The sequence below is a fragment of the Kitasatospora sp. NPDC054768 genome (assembly GCF_053612025.1).
Genome location: NZ_JBSHBN010000005.1, coordinates 92728 through 114126, shown reverse-complemented (window position 1 = coordinate 114126; position 21399 = coordinate 92728). Strand labels below are relative to the sequence as shown.

At 75.6% G+C, this 21399-nt stretch carries 14 protein-coding genes and 1 pseudogene; 11 read left to right on the top strand and 4 right to left on the bottom strand.

Annotated elements, in window-relative coordinates:
* Positions 1-129: 129 nt before the first annotated feature.
* From ACWGKU_RS02785 to ACWGKU_RS02775, 3 genes are all read right to left on the bottom strand, one after another.
* Complete coding sequence (locus ACWGKU_RS02785) at positions 130-552, bottom strand: MarR family winged helix-turn-helix transcriptional regulator (protein ID WP_359904334.1); 423 nt, start codon at positions 550-552, stop codon at positions 130-132.
* Between the two features lie 87 nt (positions 553-639).
* On the bottom strand, positions 640-1944 hold the full coding sequence (locus ACWGKU_RS02780) for a M48 family metalloprotease (protein WP_401052454.1): 1305 nt from the start codon (positions 1942-1944) through the stop codon (positions 640-642).
* 149 nt (positions 1945-2093) lie between these two features.
* Positions 2094-2876 (bottom strand): universal stress protein, encoded by a 783-nt coding sequence (locus ACWGKU_RS02775; protein ID WP_401052453.1) that lies wholly within the window; start codon positions 2874-2876, stop codon positions 2094-2096.
* A gap of 355 nt (positions 2877-3231) precedes the next feature.
* Here ACWGKU_RS02775 and ACWGKU_RS02770 point away from each other — a divergent pair, with 355 nt between their 5' ends.
* From ACWGKU_RS02770 to ACWGKU_RS02735, 8 genes and pseudogenes are all read left to right on the top strand, one after another.
* Complete coding sequence (locus ACWGKU_RS02770; RefSeq protein WP_452177723.1) at positions 3232-4461, top strand: CapA family protein; 1230 nt, start codon at positions 3232-3234, stop codon at positions 4459-4461.
* A gap of 10 nt (positions 4462-4471) precedes the next feature.
* Positions 4472-4996, top strand: a complete 525-nt coding sequence (locus tag ACWGKU_RS02765; protein ID WP_452177722.1) for a GNAT family N-acetyltransferase — start codon at positions 4472-4474, stop codon at positions 4994-4996.
* 319 nt (positions 4997-5315) lie between these two features.
* On the top strand, positions 5316-6062 hold the full coding sequence (locus ACWGKU_RS02760; protein WP_401050943.1) for a 2,3-dihydro-2,3-dihydroxybenzoate dehydrogenase: 747 nt from the start codon (positions 5316-5318) through the stop codon (positions 6060-6062).
* A gap of 157 nt (positions 6063-6219) precedes the next feature.
* A complete protein-coding gene (gene dhbC, locus ACWGKU_RS02755) occupies positions 6220-7431 on the top strand; it encodes an isochorismate synthase DhbC (RefSeq protein ID WP_401050945.1) in 1212 nt (403 codons plus the stop codon).
* Complete coding sequence (locus tag ACWGKU_RS02750; RefSeq protein ID WP_452177721.1) at positions 7428-9107, top strand: (2,3-dihydroxybenzoyl)adenylate synthase; 1680 nt, start codon at positions 7428-7430, stop codon at positions 9105-9107. The genes dhbC and ACWGKU_RS02750 overlap by 4 nt, the downstream gene beginning before the upstream one ends.
* Before the next feature lie 105 nt (positions 9108-9212).
* A pseudogene (locus ACWGKU_RS02745) lies at positions 9213-9830 on the top strand (isochorismatase family protein); the annotation flags it as partial.
* A 131-nt stretch (positions 9831-9961) separates the two neighbouring features.
* Positions 9962-10195 carry a phosphopantetheine-binding protein gene (locus ACWGKU_RS02740; protein WP_380348422.1) on the top strand — a complete coding sequence of 78 codons (234 nt, stop codon included), beginning with the start codon at positions 9962-9964 and terminating at the stop codon, positions 10193-10195.
* Positions 10196-10209: 14 nt separating this feature from the next.
* Entirely contained in the window at positions 10210-11028 is an 819-nt protein-coding gene (locus tag ACWGKU_RS02735; protein WP_452177729.1) for an AMP-binding protein, read from the top strand.
* A 127-nt stretch (positions 11029-11155) separates the two neighbouring features.
* Here ACWGKU_RS02735 and ACWGKU_RS02730 read toward each other — a convergent pair whose 3' ends face one another.
* Entirely contained in the window at positions 11156-12394 is a 1239-nt protein-coding gene (locus ACWGKU_RS02730) for a M20 family metallopeptidase (RefSeq protein ID WP_452177720.1), read from the bottom strand.
* A 119-nt stretch (positions 12395-12513) separates the two neighbouring features.
* Here ACWGKU_RS02730 and ACWGKU_RS02725 point away from each other — a divergent pair, with 119 nt between their 5' ends.
* From ACWGKU_RS02725 to ACWGKU_RS02715, 3 genes are read left to right on the top strand one after another with little or no spacing between them, the layout of a single operon-like run.
* A complete protein-coding gene (locus ACWGKU_RS02725; RefSeq protein ID WP_452177719.1) occupies positions 12514-19794 on the top strand; it encodes an amino acid adenylation domain-containing protein in 7281 nt (2426 codons plus the stop codon).
* Positions 19791-19976, top strand: a complete 186-nt coding sequence (locus ACWGKU_RS02720) for an MbtH family protein (protein WP_401046573.1) — start codon at positions 19791-19793, stop codon at positions 19974-19976. Before ACWGKU_RS02725 ends, ACWGKU_RS02720 begins: the two co-directional genes overlap by 4 nt.
* The gene (locus ACWGKU_RS02715; RefSeq protein ID WP_452177718.1) at positions 19973-21376 is read left to right on the top strand and encodes a DHA2 family efflux MFS transporter permease subunit; all 1404 of its coding nucleotides are present in this window, start codon (positions 19973-19975) and stop codon (positions 21374-21376) included. Before ACWGKU_RS02720 ends, ACWGKU_RS02715 begins: the two co-directional genes overlap by 4 nt.
* Positions 21377-21399 lie beyond the last annotated feature (23 nt).

The following is a 21399-nucleotide window of genomic DNA, read 5'->3' as shown; positions in this document are numbered from 1 at the left end:
CCGCGTCCCGCGTCCCGCGTCCCGCGTCCCGCGTCCCGCGTCCCGCGTCCCGCGTCCCGCGTCCCGCGTCCCGCGTCCCGCGTCCCGCGTCCCGCGTCCCGCATCGCCGTCCGGCAGGTGTCGCCCAGGTCAGCCCTCCTGGCCGTACCGGGCCAGGTAGTCGGCGAAGCGGGCGACGTCCTCGTCGGACCAGTCGGTGAAGCGCGCGGTGAAGGAGAGCCGGCGCTGCTCGTTGGCGTCCCGCAGCAGGGTGAGGCCGGCCTCGGTGGCGCGCAGGATCTGGCCGCGCTGGTCGTCCGGATCGGTCTCGCGGGCCAGAAGGCCGAGCTTCTCCAGGGCGGTGACCTGGCGGCTGACGGTGGACTTGTCGAGCATGAAGTGCGCGGCCACGTCGGCGGCCCGGCAGCCGCCGCGCTCGGTGATCAGGTCGAGGATGCTGTAGGTGACCAGGGAGAGGTCGGGGTGCAGCTGGGAGGCCTTGTGCCGGGCGCGGCGGGCGAAGGCGGTCAGCTCGCGCTGGATGGTCTCGATGGACGACTGGCGGCCGGGCACGGCGTTCCTATCTCCTCGATATTTGTTGCACTATACAACGGATTTGCCCGGGGGTGCACTTTGCTCCGGTGCTCGCCGCTCCGGCGCTCATCGCCCCGCTGCCCGTCGCCCCGGCGCTCGCTGCTCCGGTGCGGCCCGCCAGGCGCGGGCGGCGGCGATCCGCCTGGTCGCACTCGGGTGAGTGGCGAACAGTAGCTCAAGCACCCTCGGTGGGTCGACATCCGAGACGTTCGCCACGGCCAGTCTGCGCTGCATGGCCACGAACTGCTCGACGTCCCCGGTCAGTTCGAGTGCGTGCCGGTCCGCCCTGGCCTCGATCCGGCGGCTCACCGCGCACTGCGGCGGCCCCGACAGCGCGCCCAGCAGCGCCGCGAGCGCCGCCAGCAGCGGCAGCGCCCGGGGGTCCGCCGCGTCCGTCGCCCCGGCCGCGTCCAGCAGCGGCGGCCAGGTGGCGAGCAGGCCGAGGACGGCCACCGCGACGGCCGCGCCGACCGCGCCCAGCGCGGTGCCGACCGGCACGTCCCGGTGCTTGACGTGGCCCAGCTCGTGCGCGACCACCAGCTCCACCTCGCGCGGCTCCGCGGTGGTCAGCAGCGTGTCGTACGCGACGATCCGGCGGGTCGCCCCGAATCCGGAGACGTACGCGTTGAGCGCGGTGGTGCGACGGGAGGCGTCCGCGACCAGGACGTCCCGCACCCGGACGTCGTCCCGCTCGGCCAGTGCGAGCAGCGCGGTGCGCAGCTCCCCCGGGGGCATCGGGGAGAAGCGGTTGAACACCGGCTCGATCAGCAGCGGATGGAGGAAGGAGAGCGCGGCCGTCAGCAGCGCCGCCGCGCCCGCCGCCGGCAGCCACCAGCGCTGCGGCGACCAGGCGGTCAGCGCGAACAGGCCCAGTGCGAGCGGGAGGACGAGGACGAGGGTGAGCGCGAGGCCGCGTACGGCGTCCAGCGCCCAGCCGGCCCAGCCCTGGGTCACCAGCCCGTACCGGGCCCGGACGGTCCGCGCCCCGGCGCCGAACGGCAGTTGCAGCGCCTGGCCGAGCACCACCAGGGCCGCCGCGCCGGCCAGTACCCCGGCCGTCCGGGAGCCGCCGAACCAGCCGCCGACGGCGGTCACCAGGGCGGCACCGGCCGGGGTGAGGCCGAGCAGCAGGGTCAGCGCCAGGCCCGCCAGTCGTCCGCCCAGTGCCCACGGCAGCTGGGCGCGGCGCAGCGCGCGGCCCCGGGCGCGCTCGTCGGGGGTGAAGTCCGGCGTGGGGGCTTCGCCGGGCGGGGCGCACTCGGGGGTCGCGGTCCCGGACGCCGCGGTCTCGGAGGCCACGGCCTCGGGGGTCGCGGTCTCGGGGTTCGGGGGTTCGGCGGCCGGGGGTTCGGGGGCCGGGGTGGTGTCCATGGCGGGGTGCGGCTCTTCCGGTCGGGTCGCGGGAGGGGCGGTACGGCGGTTCGGCGATTGTCCAGCGGTGGTCCAGCGGTGATTCAGCATGGCGTACCCGACCGGGCGATGCGCACGCCGCGGCCCGGCGGTCGCCCGCGGGCGGCGGTTCACTCCTCGGTCGGCCCGGTGGCGCCGTGGACGCCGGAGCGCAGCAGTTGGTGGCCGAGGTCCACCAGGGCGCGTCCGACCGCGAACTCGTCGCCGACGGCGGGGGCCGGGGCGTCGCGCGGGTTGCGGCGGGAACGGGCGTCACTGTGCAGCACGTCGCCGTCGGCGTTCAGCACGGCGTGCACCCGGGTGGTGTCCTCGTCCTCGACCACGTGCAGGCTGAGCTGCCAGTCCTTGGTGCGCACGGCGCCCGGGGCCGACTGCTCGACGCCCTCGCGGCCGGCCGCGGCCGGCGGCGGGGCGGCCACCGTTCCGTCGGCGCGGACGATCACCACCGGGCAGCCGCCGTGCACGGCGCAGCGGGTGGACACCGAGCCGAGCAGCGTCCGGGCGAAGGTGCCCCGGCCCCGGCTGCCCAGTACCAGCAGGTCGGCCCCCTCCGCCGCCTCCAGCAGCACCTCGGCGGCGTGGCCGAGCACCAGGCTCTCCCGGACCTCCACCGAGCGGTCCGGGCCGAGGATCTCGTTGATCTCGGCGCTCAGCGTGCGGCGGGCGGTCCGCTCGAAGCCGTCGTCCACCATCGGCGCGAACCACCCGTACAGCGAGGGGTACTCCCAGGCCGCCACCGCGTGCACCGCCGCGCCGGTCAGCACGGCCTGGCCGACCGCCCAGCGCAGGGCCGCCTTCGACGGCCCGGAGCCGTCGATCCCGACCACGATCCGGTGCTCCCGGGTGAGGGACGGGGGACTGCCGCCCACGGCGGAGATCTGATTGCTGCCCATCACGCCACACCTCCCGGCCTTCGGCGCGGGACTCGCTCCCTGCACACCACGCTGCGCGCCCCGCCCGCCTCCGCGCCAGGGACACGGTGGCCGGGTCGGCCGGGGCCATGGGGACGGTCGGGCCAGGGGGCGTCCGGCGACCGGCCGGTGATGCCGGGCCCTCGATGCCGGGCCGTCGATGCCGGGCCGTCGATGCGCGGGCGGCGATGTCCGCCGGTCGATGTCCGACCGTCGATGCCCACCCCGGCCCAGGGGGTGTCCTTTGTGGCCGCAATGTTGCTGGCTCGGGTCCGGGTGGTGGTGATTCGGTGGCGTAGGCTGACCGCTCTTGCACCATCCTCGGGGGGATCCACTCATGCGCCGTGTCGCGGCCGCCGTCGCGCTGCTCGTCGGAATGACCGCCGTCGCCGCCTGCGGGCCGGACGACCCCGAGCCGGCCCCGGCCTCCGCCGCCCCCGTCCCGCCGTCCTCGGCGCCGGACGGCACGCCCTCCGGCACGGCCCCGGGCAAGAGTGCCCCGCCCCGGCCCGACGGCACCATCACCGTCGCCTTCGCCGGGGACGTCCACTTCGAGGGCCGTACCGAGGCCCGGCTGGCCGTCCAGCAGCCCGAGCCCGCGCTCGGCCCGATCTCCCGCACCCTCGCCGACGCCGACCTGTCCGTCCTCAACCTGGAGACCGCGATCACCGGGCGCGGTGCCCCGGAGCCGAAGACGTACACCTTCCGCACCTCGCCCAAGGCGCTGTCGGTGCTCAAGGACTCGGGCGTCGACGTCGTCTCGATGGCCAACAACCACGCCGTGGACTTCGGCGCCGACGGCCTCACCGACACCCTCGCCGCCAAGGACTCCTCGCCGATCCCGGTGGTCGGCTTCGGACGCAACGCCAAGGAGGCGTACGCCCCGTACGTCACCACCGTGCGCGGGGTGAAGGTCGCGGTGGTCGCCGCCAGCCAGGTCGAGGACCTCACCAACCAGAAGTGGCGGGCCGGCGCCGACAAGCCGGGCATCGCCTCGGCCCTGGACGTGCCGGCGCTGGTCAAGGCGGTGGAGACGGCCAAGCAGCAGGCTCCGGTGGTGCTCGTCTACCTGCACTGGGGCGACGAGGGCAAGGCCTGTCCGACCGGTCCGCAGACCACCATCGCCAAGAAGCTCGCCGGCGCGGGCGCCACGGCCGTGGTCGGTACCCACGCGCACACCATGGTCGGCTCGGGCATGCTCGGCAACACCTACGTCGGCTACGGCTTCGGCAACTTCCTCTGGTACGGCACCTCCAACTACCCCAACTCCAACGAGACCGGTGTCACCACCCTCACCCTCACCGCCGAGGGCAAGGTGACCGGCGAGGCCTTCACCCCGGCCACCATCGACGACAAGGGCATCCCGGAGCCGGTCAGCGGCGCCACCGCCGAGGCAGCCCTCAAGCGCCGCGACGGCCTGCGCGGCTGCACCGGCCTCTCCCCGGCCCCGGCCGGCCCCGGTGCGGCACCGTCGGCCCCCACCGCTCCGGCGACGGCCCCCACCGCTCCCGCGAAGGCCCCTTCGGGTCCCGCGAAGGCAGCCACCACCCCCGCCGTCCCGCGTTAGGGTGCCCGCCATGGGCGGGCACGAGGCCCCGACGACCGAACGGCTTTCCCTGCTGCGCCCCGCCGAGGGCGACATCGACGCCGTCCTCGCCGTCCACCGGGACCCGGCCACCTGCGTCCACAACCCCTCGGACGCCCTCGGGACCCGTACCGAGGCCGAAGAGCTGTACGGCCGCTGGAACGCGGTCCGGGAGCGCCACGGCTTCGGCTACTGGACGGTCCGCGAGCACGACTCCCCGGCCGTACCGGGCTTCTGCGGCATCAAGCCGATGACGTTGGCGGGTCTGCCGATCCTCAACCTCTTCTACCGCCTCGCTCCCGCCGCCTGGGGTCGTGGCGTGGCGACCGAGGCCGCCACCACCGTCGCTGCCTGGGCGTCCTCCCATGCCCCCGACCTTCCCCTGATCGCCCGTGTCCGCCCGGAGAACCTCGCCTCCCGGCGCGTCGCCCTGCGCGCCGGCCTGCGTCGCGCGGAACACCTCGACGGTGAGGGCTGTCGCGGCTTCGACCTGATCTTCGCGAGCCGCCTGCCGTAGGGACCCGCCGGATTCTGCGACCACGGCCACCAGCACCACAGGCACGACCGGCGCCACTGTCGCAGACGCCGAGGCCGCGGGACATCGAGGCCGCAGGCGCAGAGGCCGCCCGCCCCCAGCCCGGGGGCGGGCGGCTTTCTCGTGTTCGGGGACGCGTTCGCGGTGCGGAGTGGTCGCCGCGGTACCAGCGGGAGCGAGTTGACGTTCGTACAGGCTCTCGATGCAGGCGAACAGCTGTGTTAGGTTAGGCTTGCCTAATCTTGCTGGTCGGAGGGGATGTCCTGTGCAGCAACAGTCCGAATTCGCCGGTGCCGTCGCGATGGTCACCGGGGCCGGGCAGGGCATCGGCGCGGCCGTGGTGCGGGCGCTGGTGGCCGAGGGAGCCGTCGTCGCGGCGGTGGACCGCAACCGTGGCGGGCTCGACGCCCTGGTGGCCGAGCTGCCGACGGTGCGTCCGTACGTGCTGGACGTGTCCGACGCCCAGGCCGTGGACGGCGCCGTGGAGTTGATCGAACGCCAACTCGGGCCGATCGGCACGCTGGTGAACGTCGCGGGAATCCTGCGCACCGCACCGGTCGTCGAACTCTCCGACGGGGACTGGGCGGACACCTTCGCCGTCAACACCACCGGGGTCTTCCACACCGGCCGGGCCGTCGGCCGTCGAATGGCGGACCGCGGGCGCGGGGCGATCGTGACCGTCGGGTCCAACGCCGCCGGGGTGCCGCGGGCCGGGATGGCCGCCTACGCGGCGTCCAAGGCGGCGGCCACCATGTTCACCCGCTGCCTGGGGCTGGAACTCGCCCGGTCCGGGGTGCGGTGCAACGTGGTGTCGCCAGGCTCGACCGACACCGAGATGCAGCGCGCCCTGTGGGGCGAGGACGCCGAGGCGGCCGAACGCCGGGTGATCGAGGGCGACCCGGGCGCCTGGCGGGTCGGCATCCCGCTCGGGCGGATCGCCGCGCCCGCCGACATCGCGGAGGCGGTGGTGTTCCTGGCCTCCGACCGGGCGCGGCACATCACCATGCACGACCTGTACGTCGACGGCGGCGCGACCCTGCGCGCCTGAGCGGGGCAGGGCGGTGCCGATCGGCGCCCCGCCCGTCCCTCCTCCTCGCCCGCGCTCCTGCTCCTCGCCGCCCTCCCGTTCCTCCTCGTCCCCCGTAGAACCGTCCCAGACTGGAGAGACCGCCGTGACCACGGTGCACCACGCCCCTGCCGGGCCGATACCCGCCGGGCCCGACGCCCCGGCGACCGCCCTCGCCGAGGGCCCGGACCACGCCGTCATCGGCGCGGCCAGCGGACTGCTCGGCCAGTACCGGGCCGGCTCCGACGAGGCGTTCTTCGCCTCGCCGACCCGCACCCTGCTCGGCTCCGGCGTGCACGCCCGGGTGCCCCAGGACGGGCGGCCGCTGCCGGTGCGGGTCGCCGAGACGCTGGCCGAGGCGGGCCGGGACGGGGTCGAACGGCCGCTGGTGGTCGGTGCGGTGGCGTTCGACCGGGACAGCCGGGTCGAACTCGCCGTGCCCGCCCGGATCCGCACCGCCGGGGCGCTGCGCGACGACCCGCTGATCGCGCTGCCCGCGCCGGCGGCCGAGCGGATCGACTGGCGGATCGCCCCGGTGCCCGCGCCGGAGGCGTACGGCGCCGGCGTCGCGGCGGCCGTCGAGCGGCTGCGCGGCGGGGAGTTGAGCAAGGTGGTACTGGCCCGGACGCTGGAGCTGAGCGCCGCCGAGCCGCTCGACCTGCCCGCCATCCTGCAGCGGCTGGCCCGGCGCGACCCGGGCGGTTACACCTTCGCCGTCCCGTCCGGCGGCGGCCGCACCCTGATCGGCGCCAGCCCCGAACTCCTGCTCTCCCGGCGGGGAACGACCGTGCTGGCCAACCCGCTGGCCGGCTCGGTCCCGCGCAGCGAGGACCTCGGCGAGGACGTCAGGCGCGCCGCCGCGCTGCTGGAGTCGCCCAAGGACCTGCACGAGCACGCCGTCGTGGTGGACGCCATCCGCGAGGCGCTGGCTCCGTACTGCCGCACTCTCGAAGTGCCCGAACGTCCCACCCTGGTACGGACGGCCGCGATGTGGCACCTGGCCACCACGATCCGCGGCGAGCTGGCCGACCCCGCGGTCTCCGCCCTGGAACTGGCCTGCGCACTGCACCCCACCCCGGCGGTCTGCGGCACGCCGACCGACGTCGCACGCCGGGTGATCGGCGAGGTCGAGCCCTTCGAACGCGGCCTCTACACCGGCATGGTCGGCTGGGAGGACGCGACCGGCGACGGCGAGTGGGTGGTCACCATCCGCTGCGCCGAGGCGCAGGAGCGGACGCTGCGGGTGTACGCCGGCGCGGGCGTGGTCGAGCAGTCCCGGCCGGAGGCCGAACTCGCCGAGACCAGCGCCAAGTTCCGCACCTTCCTGGACGCCGCGGGGGTGGCCCGGTGACGCCGCTGGAGACCGCTCGGGCGGGCTTCACCCCGTACCCCGCCGAGTTCGCCGAGCGCTACCGGGACGCCGGGTACTGGCGCGGCGAGACCTTCGGGCGGATGCTGCGCGAACGCGCCGCCGCGCACGGCGGGCGCATCGCCGTCGTCGACCCGGGCGGTCACTCGGTGGCGGCCGCCGAGCGGCGCTGGACGTACGCCGAACTCGACCTCCGGGCCGACCGGATGGCCGCCGGGCTGCTCGCCCGAGGCATCCGGGCCGGGGACCGGGTGGTGGTCCAACTGCCCAACGCCGCCGAGTTCTTCGAGGTCGTCTTCGCGCTGTTCCGGATCGGTGCACTGCCGGTCTTCGCGCTGCCTGCCCACCGGTACGCCGAGATCGGGTACTTCTGCTCCTTCACCGGGGCGGTCGCCTATGTGGTGCCGGCCGTCGAAGGCGGTCACGACTACCGCGAACTCGCCACCCGGGTACAGGCGGAGAACCCCGCGCTGCGGCTGGTGCTGGTGGCCGGCGAGGACCCGGGCGAGCACGTCCGGCTCACGGACGTGCCCTGCGACGGTCCAGGACCGGAGGCCTTCGGCGGGGAGCCCGGGCCCGGGGACGTCGCCTTCCTCCAGCTCTCCGGCGGCAGCACCGGCGTGCCGAAGCTGATCCCGCGCACCCACGACGACTACATCTACTCGCTGCGCGGCTCGGTCGAGCTCTGCGGGCAGGACCGGGACAGCGTGTACCTGTGCGTGCTGCCCGCCGCACACAACTTCCCGCTCAGCTCGCCGGGTTCGCTCGGCACGCTGTACGCCGGCGGCCGGGTGGTGCTCTGCCCGCAGCCCGCCCCGGAGACGGCCTTCCCGCTGATCGAGCGCGAGGGCGTGACCATCACCGGGCTGGTGCCGCCGCTCGCACTGCTCTGGCTGGACGCCGCCGAGCGCGGCGCCCGCGGGTACGAGAGCCTGGAGGTGCTGCTGGTCGGCGGCGCCAAGTTCAGCGAGGAGGCGGCCCGGAGGGTGCGGCCGGTGCTGGGCTGCACGCTCCAGCAGGTGTTCGGGATGGCCGAGGGACTGGTCAACTACACCCGGCTGGACGACCCGGAGGAGCTGATCACCACCACCCAGGGCCGGCCGATCTCGCCGGACGACGAGGTCCGGGTGGTGGACGACCAGGACCGGGACCTGCCCGACGGCGCCACCGGCCACCTGCTCACCCGCGGGCCGTACACCATCCGCGGCTACTGGAACGCGCCCGAGCACAACGCCGACTCCTTCACCGCGGACGGGTTCTACCGCACCGGGGACCTGGTCCGGCGCACCCCGACCGGCCACCTGGTGGTCGAGGGCCGGGCCAAGGACCAGATCAACCGGGGCGGCGAGAAGGTCGCCGCCGAGGAGATCGAGAACCACCTGCTCGCGCACCCCGCGGTGCACGACGCGGCGGTGGTGTCGATGCCCGACCCGTACCTGGGCGAGCGCACCTGCGCCTACGTGGTGCTGCGTGCCGGGCACCGCGAAAGCCCGCCGAAGAGCGTCGAGTTGAAGAGGTTCGTGCGGCAACGCGGGCTCGCCGAGTACAAGGTGCCGGACCGGGTCGAGTTCGTCGCCGCCTTCCCGGCCACCGGGATCGGGAAGGTCAGCAAGAAGGACCTGCGCGCCGCGATCGCGGCTTCGCTGACCGGCCGCTGAGCGCCCGTCGACCGGCCGCTGAACGCCCGCGGATCGGCTGCCGACCGCCCGCCGACCGCCCGTTGACTCTCCCCACTCCGCTACGTCTAGCTAAGGAACACCACCGTGGGCCTGCCCCGCATTCCCCGCTATCCCATGCCCGCCGCCGAGGAGCTGCCCGCCAACCGGGTCTCCTGGACGGTGGACCCGGCGCGCGCCGTGCTGCTGGTGCACGACCTGCAGAACCACTTTCTGGACGCCTTCGACGCCGAGGCCGCGCCGGTGCCCGAACTTCTGCACAACGTCTCGGCGTTGGCCGGGGAGGCGCGCGCCGCCGGCGTCCCCGTCGTGTACTCGGCGCAGCTCGGCGGGCAGAGCCCGGCCGAGCGCGGGCTGCAGCAGGACTTCTGGGGCCCGGGCATCCCGGACGACCCGCGGGCCACCGCGATCGCCGAGGCCGTGGCCCCGGAGCCGGTGGACACGGTGCTCACCAAGTGGAAGTACAGCGCCTTCGTGCGCACCGAGTTGGAGCAGCTGCTGCGCGAGCAGGGGCGGGACCAGCTGGTGATCACCGGCGTGTACGCGCACATCGGCGTGCAGGCCACCGCGTGCGACGCCTGGATGCGGGACGTGCAGGCCTTCGTGGTGGCCGACGCGGTCGCCGACTTCGGCCCGGCGGAGCACCGCGACGCGCTGGCCTGGGTGGCCGGGCGCTGCGGGACGGTCACCACGGCGAAGGCCGTGCTCGGGGCGCTGGCTCCGGCCGCCCCGGGCGTTTCGGATGTCCAGGGTGTCGCGGGTGTCGCGGGTGTCGCGGGTGTCGCGGGCGTCGCTGGTGTCGCGGTTGTCGCGGAACTCGAAGGGGTGAGCGGGAAGTGACGGGCGTGGGCTTCACGGTGGAGCGGATCCGGGCCGAGGTCGCCGATCTGCTCGGCGAGGACCCGGCGGAGATCCCGCTGGACGAGAACCTGGTCGACTGGGGGCTGGACTCCATCCGGCTGATGACCCTGGCCGGGCGCTGGCAGGAGGCGGGCGCCGAGGTGGCGTTCGTCCAGCTCGCGGAGCGCCCGGCGATCGAGGCCTGGGCCGAGCTGCTGGGCGCGGCGTGATGGTGCCGGAGGTGATGGCGCCGGGGGCGGCGGCGGGGGTGCGCGAGGCGGTCCGAGGCGCGGTTCCGGGTGCGGTCGGCGAGGCGGTGCTGTCGGCGGCGCCCGAGCTGCCCGCACTGCCCCGGCGTGCGGTGTGGTACCCGGCGACCACCGCGGTGGGTCCGGTCGAGGCGCAGGCGGCCCGGACGCCGGACGCGCCGGCGCTGGTGCTCACGGACGGGGAGACCGTCAGCTACCGGGAGTTGAACGCCGCGGCCAACCGGCTGGCGCGCGCCCTGGCCGCCCGCGGGGCCCGCCCGGGCGCGGTGGTCGGTCTGGCGGGCCTCCCGCGTCCGGCGGAGTTGCTGACGGCGCTGCTGGCGGTGGCGAAGTCGGGCGCGGCGTACCTCCCGTTGGACCCGGCGGACACGCCCGGGCGGTGGGAGCGGCTGCTGGCGGAGAACGCGCCGGTCTGCGTGCTGGGGGAGGGGGTGCCGGGGGCGTTGGCCGGGCTGGAGACGGACGGCGAGCTGCCGACCGACCCGCCCAGGGCGCTGACCCCGCACCACCTGCTCTGCGTCGGGTACGGCCCGGGCGGGCGCCCGACCGCCGTGCGGCTCACCCATGCCGAGGCGGACCGCCGGGTGCGCGAGCTCCAGGCCGAGCACCCGCTCGGGCCGGGCGACCGGGTGCTCCACCTGGGCCTGCCGCTCTGGGAGTGTCTGTGGCCGCTGCGGACGGGTGCCGCCGTGGTGCTCGCCGACCCGTGGCAGGAGGGCGAGGTCGGGGAGCTGGTGCGGAAGCTGGGCGTGACGGCGGTGCGGGCGGCGCCGGGGGTGCTGCTCGGCGGGTGAGGGCGGGCGGCCGGGCGCTACGGAGTGCGGACGCGGACGGACTTCGGGTGACGACTTTCAGCGAACAGAGTTCAGATGACAGATTTCATCATCTGTTCGCTGAAAGTTGTCGGCTGCCCCCCGTCGGTCAGCGCGGCCCACCCGCCGCGGCCTCGGTCGCCGAACGCGCTGCCTGGTCCACCGCCAGGTCCACCGCCTGGTCCACCGCCTGGTCCACCGCCTGGTCCACCGCCAGGTCCACCGCCGTCCACGCCATCGCCACCGCGCCGTCCAGCACCGCCCGCTCCGCCTCCACGCCCAGCGCCGCCTCGGCGAAGGCCGCCTCGTGCGGGGCGCAGGCGCCGCCGGTGATGTCCAGCACCGGATGGATGGACGGCACCGCGTGCGACACGTTCCCCATGTCCGTACAGGCGAAGGGTCCGCTCTCGACCGGTTCCGGCCGGCCGAGCGCCGCCGCGTTGGCCCGCCACAGTGCCAGCAACCGGGCGTCGGAGCGCATGTCCAGGTAGTCCGGCTCGGGTCGGGTCAGTTCCACCTCGCAGCCGGTGGCGAGCGCCCCGGCGCGGAAGCAGTCCTCGACCCGGGAGCGCAGCTCGGCGAGGTCCTCCGCCGCCGAGGCCCGGATCTCGTACTCGGCGCTCGCGCTGTCCGGGATCAGGTTCGGCGCCGTCCCGGCCGCCGTGGTGATGCCGTGCACCCGCCACTGCGGCGGGAGTTGCTGGCGCAGCAGTCCGATGGCGACCTGGGCGACGGTGAGCGCGTCGGCGGCGTTGCGCCCCCGGTGGGGGTCGAGGCTCGGGTGGGCGGCCCGCCCGGTGTAGCGGACGGACAGTGTGCCGAGCGCGAAGGAGTGGAAGTCGGCGATCTCGACGGGGCAGGGGTGGACCATCATCGCGGCGTCCACCCCGTCGAACGCCCCGGCCTCCAGCAGCAGCGCCTTGCCGGCCCCGCGTTCCTCGGCCGGAGCGCCGATCACCCGGACGGTGAGCCCGAGCCGGTCCGCGTGCGGGGCGAGCCCGAGCGCGGCGCCGATCCCGGCGGCGGCGATCAGGTTGTGCCCGCAGGCGTGGCCGAGGTCGGGCAGTGCGTCGTACTCGCAGACCAGCGCGACGGTGACCGGTCCGCTGCCGAGGCGCGCGTCGAACGCGGTGGCCAGGCCGTGGGCGGGTGCGGTGACCGAGTAGCCGTGTGCGCGCAGCAGTTCGGCGCACCAGGCGGTCGCGAGGTGCTCCTCGAAGGCGGTCTCGGGGTGGGCGTGGATGCGGCGGCTGAGTGCGAGCAGCTCGGCCCGGTGGGTGTGGACGCGGTCGCGCACGGCCTGCTTGGCCTCGGCGGGGGGACTGGTCGGCGGCTCGGTCAGGGGCATGGGTGGCGTCTCCGGGTTGTCAGGGGCCCGTCCGTGCGGGGCCGTTGACCAGATCATATGAAGTTAGATTAGGCTAACCTAAGTAAGGCGTTCCGGATCCCCGAGGAGCTCTCCACCCCATGCCTGCCGTCGAAACCCAGATCGCCGACAGCCAGACCGCCGACGTCCCCCTGCTCGCCGCCCAGGCCGCGATCTGGTACGCCCAGGCCCTCGACCCCGCGAGCCCGGTCTACAACACCGGCGACGCGGTCGAGATCACCGGCCCGCTCGACGAGGACCGGTTCGAACAAGCGCTGCGGCAGGCGGTGGACGAGGCCCAGGCACTGAGCGCCGTCGTCGTCACCGGCCCGGACGGCACGCCGCGCCAGCGGCTGCGCCCCGGCCGCCGCTGGCCGCTGCACCGCCTCGACCTGCGCGCCGCCGCCGACCCGGCCGCCGAGGCCGAGGCCTGGATGCGCGCCGACCTCGCCCGCCCGGCCGACCTCGCCGAGGGCCCGCTGTTCACCCACGCGCTGATCCGCCTCGCCGAGGACCGCCGGATCTGGTACCGCCGCATCCACCACCTCGCCGTCGACGCCTACGCGTTGACCCTCCTCGGCGAGCGGATCGCCGCCCTCTACGCCGCCCGCGTCACCGGAGCCGAACCCGCCCCGAACCCCTTCGCCGGACTCGCCGAGGCCGCCGCCGAGGAGGCCGCGTACCGGGGGAGCACGCAGTACGAGGCCGACCGCGCCCACTGGTCCGCCCGGATGGCCGGCGCCGACACCCCGGCCGCCCTCCCGGGAACGCCCGAACCCGCGGCCGGCGACCGGGACGCCGTGCCCGGCGAGGCGGTCCGCCTCGCCGCCGACCTGCCCGCCGGCACCCGCGACCGCCTGGAACGCGCCGCCGACGCCGTCCGCGCCACGTGGGCCGAACTGCTCCTCGCCGCCGCCGCCGGATACCTGCACCGCCTGACCGGCGCCCAGGACGTGGTCCTCGGCCTGCCGCTCGCCAACCGGCGCGGTCCGGCCGCCCTGCGCACCCCCGTGGCCGCCGCCAACGTGCTCCCGCTGCGCCTTGCCGTGCACCCCGCCGACAGCGCCGAGGCACTGCTGCGCGCCGTGGTCCGCGAGCTGCGCGCCGTCCGCCGCCACCAGCGCTACCCCCTGGAGGAACTGCGCCGCGACCTCGGCCGCACCGGCGACCGCCGCGCCCTGTTCGGCCCGATGGTCAACATCAAGGCCTTCGAGAGCGACCTCGACCTGGCCGGCCTGCCCGGCACCGTCCGCAACCTCGCCGCCGGCCCGGTGGACGACCTCGCCCTGAACGTCTCGCCCGGCCCGGACGGCGGGCTGCGCCTGGTCATCGACGCCGACCCGGCCCGCTACGGGCCCGCCTCGCTCGCCGCCCACCGCGACGGCCTGCTGCGCTACCTCGACGCCCTCGCCGAGCTGCTGCTCACCGACCCGCGGACGCCGATCGCCCGGATCGACCTGCTCGACCCGGACGGCCTGCGCCGCGCCACCGAGGGCCGCACCGAGCCCCCGGCCGAGCGGACCGTGCCCGAGCTGTTCGCCGCCCGGGCAGCCCGCACCCCGGACACCGTCGCCGTCCGCTCCGGTTCGAGCGCGCTGACCTACCGGCAGCTCGACGCCGCCGCCGACCGGCTCGCCCACCGCCTGACCGCCCTGGGCGTCCGGGCCGGGGCGCCGGTCGCGATCGCCCTGCCGCGCGGCACCGACACCCTGGTCGCGATGCTCGCCGTCCTCAAGGCGGGCGGTGCCTGCGTCTCCCTCGACCTCGCCCACCCCGCGCAGCGCCTGGCCGCCGTCCTGGCCGACGCCCGCCCGGTCTGCGCGGTCGCCACCGCCGAGGCCCTCGCCGGGCTCGACCTGCCCGCCGGCCTGCCCACCGTCCGGCCGGAAGCCACCGACGCCGGGCCCAGCGGTGAGCCCGGGGCCGACGGCGAACCCGGGCCCGACCGCGAGCCCGTGGCCGCCCTGCCCGCCCCGCGACTCGACCAGCCCGCCTACGTGCTGCACACCTCGGGCTCCACCGGCCGCCCCAAGGGCGTGGTGGTCACCCACGCCTCGCTGGCCAACCTGCACGCCGGCCTCGGCGAGGACCACGTCGCCCCCGCCGTGCGCCGCACCGGCCGGGACCGGCTGCGCGTCGCCCACAGCGCCTCCTTCGCCTTCGACGCCTCCTGGGACCCGGTGCTCTGGATGGTCCACGGCCACGAGCTCCACCTGCTGGACGACGCCACCTACCGCGACCCGGCCGCACTCGCCGCCCACCTCGACCGGGAGCGCATCGACTACCTCGACCTCACCCCCTCCTACCTCGAAGTCCTGCTCGCCGAAGGCATCCTGGACGAGGGACGGCACCGCCCGTCCGTCCTCGTGGTCGGCGGCGAGGCCACCCCGCCCGCCCTCTGGCAGCGCCTCACCGCGGTCCCCGGCCTGCACCCGGTCGACCTCTACGGCCCGACCGAGACCACCGTCGACGCCTACGCCTGGACCCCGGGCCCGGACGGCGCCCCGCGCGGCCGGGTGGTGCGCGGCTCGCGCGCCTACGTCCTGGACGGCTCGCTGCGCCCCGCTCCCGACGGCGTCACCGGCGAACTGTACGTGGCCGGCGCCTGCCTGGCCCGCGGCTACCTCGGCCGCCCCGACCTCACCGCCGAACGCTTCCTCGCCGACCCGTTCGGCCCGCCCGGCGGCCGGATGTACCGCACCGGCGACCTCGCCCGGCGCCGCCCCGACGGCACCCTGGAGTTCCTCGGCCGGGCCGACGACCAGGTGAAGATCCGCGGCTTCCGGATCGAACCCGGCGAGATCGCCGCCGTCCTCGCCGAACTGCCCGGCGTCGCCCAGGCCGTGGTGATCGCCCGCCCCGGACCGCAGGGCAAGCGGCTGCTCGGCTACGCCGTCCCGGAGAGCGGCAGCAGGCCCGACCCGGACGGGCTGCGCGCCGCGCTCGCCGCCCGGCTGCCCGCGCACATGGTCCCGGTGGCCGTCCTGCTGCTGGACGAACTGCCGCGCACCGCCCACGACAAGCTCGACCACCGCGCCCTGCCCGAGCCGGCCGTCACCACCGAGGGCACGGCGGCGGCCACACCCCAGGAGGAACTGGTCTGCGGCCTGTTCGCCGAGGTCCTCGGTCTGCCGCAGGCGCCCGGCCGGGACGCCTCCTTCTTCGACCTCGGCGGCCACTCGCTGCTCGCCGGCCGCCTGGCCGCCCGGCTGCGCGACACCTTCGCCGCCCCGGTCGGGTTCGCCGACGTGTTCCGGCAGTCCACCCCGGCCGGCCTCGCGGCCCTGCTCGGCGGGGCGGCCGGCCCGGCCTCGGAGCCCGAGGAGCGGCGTTCCGTCCCGGTGCCCGTGCCGCGCACCGAGCGGATGCCGCTCTCGCCCGCCCAGCGCGGCCTCTGGTTCCTGCACCGCCTCGAAGGCCCCAGCCCGACGTACAACATCCCGCTGGCGCTCACCCTCACCGGCCCGCTCGACCGGCACGCCCTCACCCTCGCCCTCGGCGACCTCGTCGCCCGGCACGAAGTCCTGCGCACCGTCTACGGGGAGGAGGCGGACGGCAGCCCGTACCAGCGCATCCTGCCCGCTGCGGGCACCGAACTCCACGACGGCGCCGGCGACTTGGCCGAGGCCGCCCGGTATGCCTTCGACCTGACCGCCGAACCCCCGCTGCGCGCCACATTGTTCACCGGGCCCGCCGCGGCCGGCGGATCCACCCGGCCCACCGGCGGTGCGGACCAGCACACCCTGCTCCTGCTGCTCCACCACATCGCGGGCGACGGCGCCTCCACCACCCCGCTGCTCCGCGACCTGGCCGCCGCCTACACCGCCAGGATCGCCGGACTGGACCCCGAACTGCCGCGGCTCACCGTCCAGTACGCCGACCACGCGGCCTGGCAGCGGGAGCGGATCGGCACCACCGAGGCGCCCAGCGCGCTCGCCGTCCGGCAGGCGGAGCACTGGCGTGCCGCGCTCGCCGGACTGCCCGACCAGCTGGAGCTGCCCCTCGACCGCCCCCGCCCGGCCGTGGCGGGCCACCGGGGCTCCACCGTTCCCTTCGCGCTCGGCGCCGAGGCGCACAGCGCCCTGGCCGGGCTCGCCCGGGCCGCCGGCAGCACCGTCTTCATGGCCGTCCAGGCCGGTCTCGCCGCTCTGCTCACCCGGCACGGCGCCGGCACGGACGTCCCGGTCGGCACCCCGGTGGCCGGCCGCGACGACGAGCAGACCGCCGCACTGGTCGGCTACTTCGTCAACTCGCTGGTGCTGCGCACCGACACGTCCGGCGACCCCACCTTCCGGGAGCTGCTCGCCCGGGTCCGCGCCACCGTGCTCGCCGCGCACGAGCACGCCGAACTGCCCTTCGACCGGCTGGTCGAGGAGCTCAACCCGGCCCGCTCGCTCGCCCGCCACCCGCTGTTCCAGGTGATGCTCGCCTGGCAGAGCCGCCCGGACGAGCGGATCGCCCTGGGGGGTGGCCTCACCGCCGACATCGCCGCGATCCCCAGCGGTACGGCCAAGTTCGACCTCACCCTCAATGCCGGCGAACTGCCCGGCGGCGGCATCGGCGGGTTCCTGGAGTACCGCACCGACCTCTTCGACGCCGCCACCGCGGCCGCGCTCGCGGAGCGCCTGACCAGGCTGCTCACCGCCGCCGCGAGCGCCCCCGACACCCCGATCGGCCGGCTTCCGCTGATCGGCGAGGAGGAACGGCGGCGTGCCCTGATCGAGTGGAACGGCCCGTCGGTGGCGACGGCTTCGGACGCCACCCTGCCCGAGCTGTTCGAGGCGGCCGCCGCCGCCAACCCCCACGCCGTCGCGGTCGGTCACCAGGGCGAGCAGCTCGACTACACCGAACTCGGGGCCCGCGCCGACCGGCTGGCCCGGCTGCTGGCCGCCGAGGGAATCGGCCCCGGCACCATCGTCGCGCTCGCCCTGCCGCGCTCGCTCGAACTGGTCGTCGCCCTGCTGGCGGTGGCCAAGTCCGGCGCCGCGTACCTGCCGCTCGACCCCGACTACCCGGCCGACCGGCTCGCCTACATGCTGGCCGACGCCACCCCCGCCGCCCTGCTCACCGACCGGGCCACCGCGCCCCGGCTGCCCGCCCACGAGGTGCGCCAACTCCTGGTCGACGGCCCGGAGTCCGAGCGCCACCCGGCCGTCCCGCTGGCCCAGCACGAGCGCACCCGCCCGCTGCGCGCCGAGGACACCGCCTACGTCATCTACACCTCCGGCTCCACCGGCCGGCCCAAGGGCGTGCCCGTCACCCACCGCAACGTGGTCCGGCTGTTCGGCGCCACCGACCACTGGTTCGGCTTCGGAGCCGAGGACGTGTGGACGCTGTTCCACTCCTACGCCTTCGACTTCTCGGTCTGGGAGCTGTGGGGCGCCCTGCTGCACGGCGGCCGGCTGGTCGTCGTCCCGCACCTGGTCAGCCGCGACCCGGCGGCCTTCCTGGAGCTGCTCGCCCGCGAGCGGGTCACCGTGCTCAACCAGACGCCGTCCGCCTTCTACCAGCTCAGTGCCGCCGACCGGGACCGTCCCGGCAGCGAACTCGCCCTGCGCTACGTGGTGTTCGGCGGCGAGGCGCTCGAACTCGCCCGGCTGGACGACTGGTACGACCGGCACGCCGAGGACGCCCCCGTGCTGGTCAACATGTACGGCATCACCGAGACCACCGTGCACGTCTCGTACATCGCCCTCGACCGGGCGAGCGCCACCGCCGGGAGCAGCAGCACCATCGGCGTCAACATCCCCGACCTCCGGGTCTACGTCCTCGACCAGCACCTCCAGCCCGTCCCGCCCGGCGTCACGGGTGAGATGTACGTGGCCGGGGCGGGCCTGGCCCGCGGCTACCTCGGCCGCCCCGAGCTGACCGCGACGCGCTTCGTCGCCGACCCGTACGCCGAGCTGTTCGGCGAGCGCGGCACCAGGATGTACCGCTCCGGGGACCTCGCCCGGCGCCGCGCCGACGGCGTGCTGGAGTACTTCGGCCGTGCCGACCAGCAGGTCAAGCTGCGCGGCTTCCGGATCGAACTCGGCGAGATCGAGGCCGTGCTGGCCGCGCACCCGGCCGTCGCCGACGCCGCCGTGGTGGTCCGGGAGGACGTGCCGGGGGACAAGCGGCTGGTCGGCTACGCGGTGGCCGACGGCGCCGCCCCGGACGAGCTGCGCGCCCACGCCGCCGCCGAACTGCCCGTCCACATGGTGCCCTCCGCCGTCGTCCTGCTCGACCGCCTCCCGCTGACCGCCAACGGCAAGCTCGACCGCCGCGCCCTGCCCGCCCCCGAGGCCCCCGCCTCGGGCGCCGGCCGCCCGCCGCGCACCCCGCGCGAGCAGCAGCTGTGCGAACTGTTCGCCGAGGTGCTGGGCGTGGCCTCGGTCGGTGTCGAGGACGACTTCTTCGCGCTCGGCGGGCACTCGCTGCTGGTCGTGCGCCTCGCCGGGCGGATCCGCGAGGTGCTCGGACTGGAGGTCGGCATCGGCGCCCTGTTCCAGGCGTCCACCGTGGCCGCCCTGGACGCCGCCCTCGCGGCGGGCGCACCGGACACCGACGCCCTGGACGTGCTGCTCCCGCTGCGGCCCGTCGCCCCCGGCCGGCAGCGCCCGCTGTTCGCCGTCCACCCGGCCGGCGGCCTCGGCTGGTGCTACACCGGACTGATCCGCAACCTGCCCGGCGAGGTGCCGATCTACGGCCTCCAGGCCCAGGGCGTCGGCGCCGCCACCGCTGCCGAGCCGCTGCCCGGCACCCTGGAGGAGCTGGCCGCGCACTACGCCGACCGGCTGCGCGAGGTCCAGCCCGAGGGCCCGTACCGGCTGCTCGGCTGGTCCACCGGCGGGATCATCGCGCACGCGGTGGCCGTCCGCCTCCAGGAACTCGGCCAGGACGTGGAACTGCTCGCGATCCTGGACGCCTACCCCGCCGAGGGCTTCCGCGAGCTGCCCGTCCCGGACCGGGCCGAGGCGCTGGAGGCACTGCTCACCATGGGCGGCTTCGGGCCCGCCGACCTCGACGGCCGTCCGCTCGAACTCGGCCCCGTCACCGAGCTGTTGCGCCGCGAGGGCAGCCCGCTCGCCGGGCTCGACGAGGCCACCGTGGCCGCGCTGAACGAGATCTACCTCAACACCAACCACCTGGTGCGCGGCTACGACCACCGCCGCTTCGACGGCGACGTGCTGTTCTTCCGCGCCACCGTCGACACCATCGACGACACCCTGGTGCCCGAGCTCTGGGAGCCGTACGTGTCCGGCCGGATCGCCAACACGAACGTGGCCTGCTCCCACAAGGACATGACCCTGCCCGCCCCGATCGCGCACATCGCGAGCGTGATCGCCGACCACCTCGCCGACCTCCCGAAGCAGACCGACGATGGAGAAGACCACCGATGAGTGACGCCCCCGCCAACCCCTTCGACGCCGACGGCGAGTTCCTCGCGCTCGTCAACCCCGGGGGACAGCACTCCCTGTGGCCCGCCTTCGCCGCCGTCCCGGCCGGCTGGAGCATCGCCCACGGCCCGTGCGAGCGCCCGGCCGCCCTGGAGTGGATCACCGCGAACTGGACCACCCTGTGACCCCTCCCGCCACCCCCGGCGCCGAGGCCCCGGCGCGCCCCCTGCTCGCGGGGCGCGCCGCGGTGGTGGTCGCCTACACGGCCGCGATGTGCATGAACGGCCTGGACTCGACGATCGTCAACCCGGCGCTGTTCAGCATCGCCGAGGACTTCGGCCGGCCCGTCTCGGCGGCCAACGCCGTGGAGACCGCCTTCCTGGTCGGCCTCGCCCTCGGCCTGCCGGTGGCCGGCTGGCTCGGCGACCGGTACGGCGTCAAGCGGGTCTTCCTCGGTGCGCTCGCCGCCTTCACGCTCGCCTCCGCGCTCTGCGCGGCGGCACCCGGTCTGGGTACGCTGTCGGCGGCCCGGGCGGTTCAGGGCGTGGCCGGCGGGCTACTCACCCCGGTCGGGATGACCCTGCTGTTCCGGGCCTTCGCCCCGCACGAGCGGGCGGGCCTGGGCCGCATCCTGATCGTCCCGACCGCGCTGATGCCCGCCCTCGGGCCGCCGCTCGGCGGCTTCCTCACCGAACACCTCTCCTGGCACTGGCTGTTCCTGGTCAACGTGCCGATCGGGGTCGCCGCCGTGATCATCGGGCTGATCGGCCTGCGCGGCGAACAGGAGCCCCCGGCCGGCCGCTTCGACACCACCGGCTTCCTGCTCGCCACGCCCGGCCTCGGCCTGCTGACCTACGCCCTCGGCTTCGGCCCGGCGCACGGCTGGACCTCCCCGGGCGTGGCCCTCGGCGGACTGCTCGGCCTGGCCCTGCTGGGGGCGGCCGTACGGCACCAACTCCGCTCCCCCGAACCGCTGGTGGACCTGCGGCTGCTCGCCGACCGCACCTTCGGCGCGGCGAGCTGGCTCGCCCTGCTGACCTCGGCCGGGCTGATGGGCGCGCTGTTCGTGCTGCCGCTGCTCTACCAGGCGGCGCGCGGCGCCACCGCCCTGGACGCCGGGCTGAGCGTCTTCCCGGAGGCGATCGGCCTGATGGCCGCCTCGCAGGTGGTCGACCGCCTGCTGCCCCGGCTCGGTCCGCGCCGGCTCGCCCTGCCAGGCCTGCTGCTGGCGGCGGTCGTCCTCGCCTCCCTCGGTTTCGCCGAGAACCCGTGGGCCGTACGGGTGTTGATGTTCTGCGTCGGCCTGATCCTGGGCACCGCCGTCCTCACCGTCCAGATCGCCGGCTTCGCCGACGTCCCCGGCCCCGCGATGGGCCGCGCGATGGGCCTGTTCACCATCCTGCGCACCCTCGGCGGCGCCCTCGGCATCGCCGCCACCGCTGCCCTCATCGGCGCCCTCGCCGACGGCACCGACGCCACCCCCTACCGCCTCGCCCTCCTCCTCACCGCCGCCCTGGTCGCCGCCGGCACCCTGTTGGCCCTTCGCCTCCCCACCGAAGCTCCGGGCCCACCCCCGGAGGAATGACGCCGGTGCGGTCCGTGGTCCTC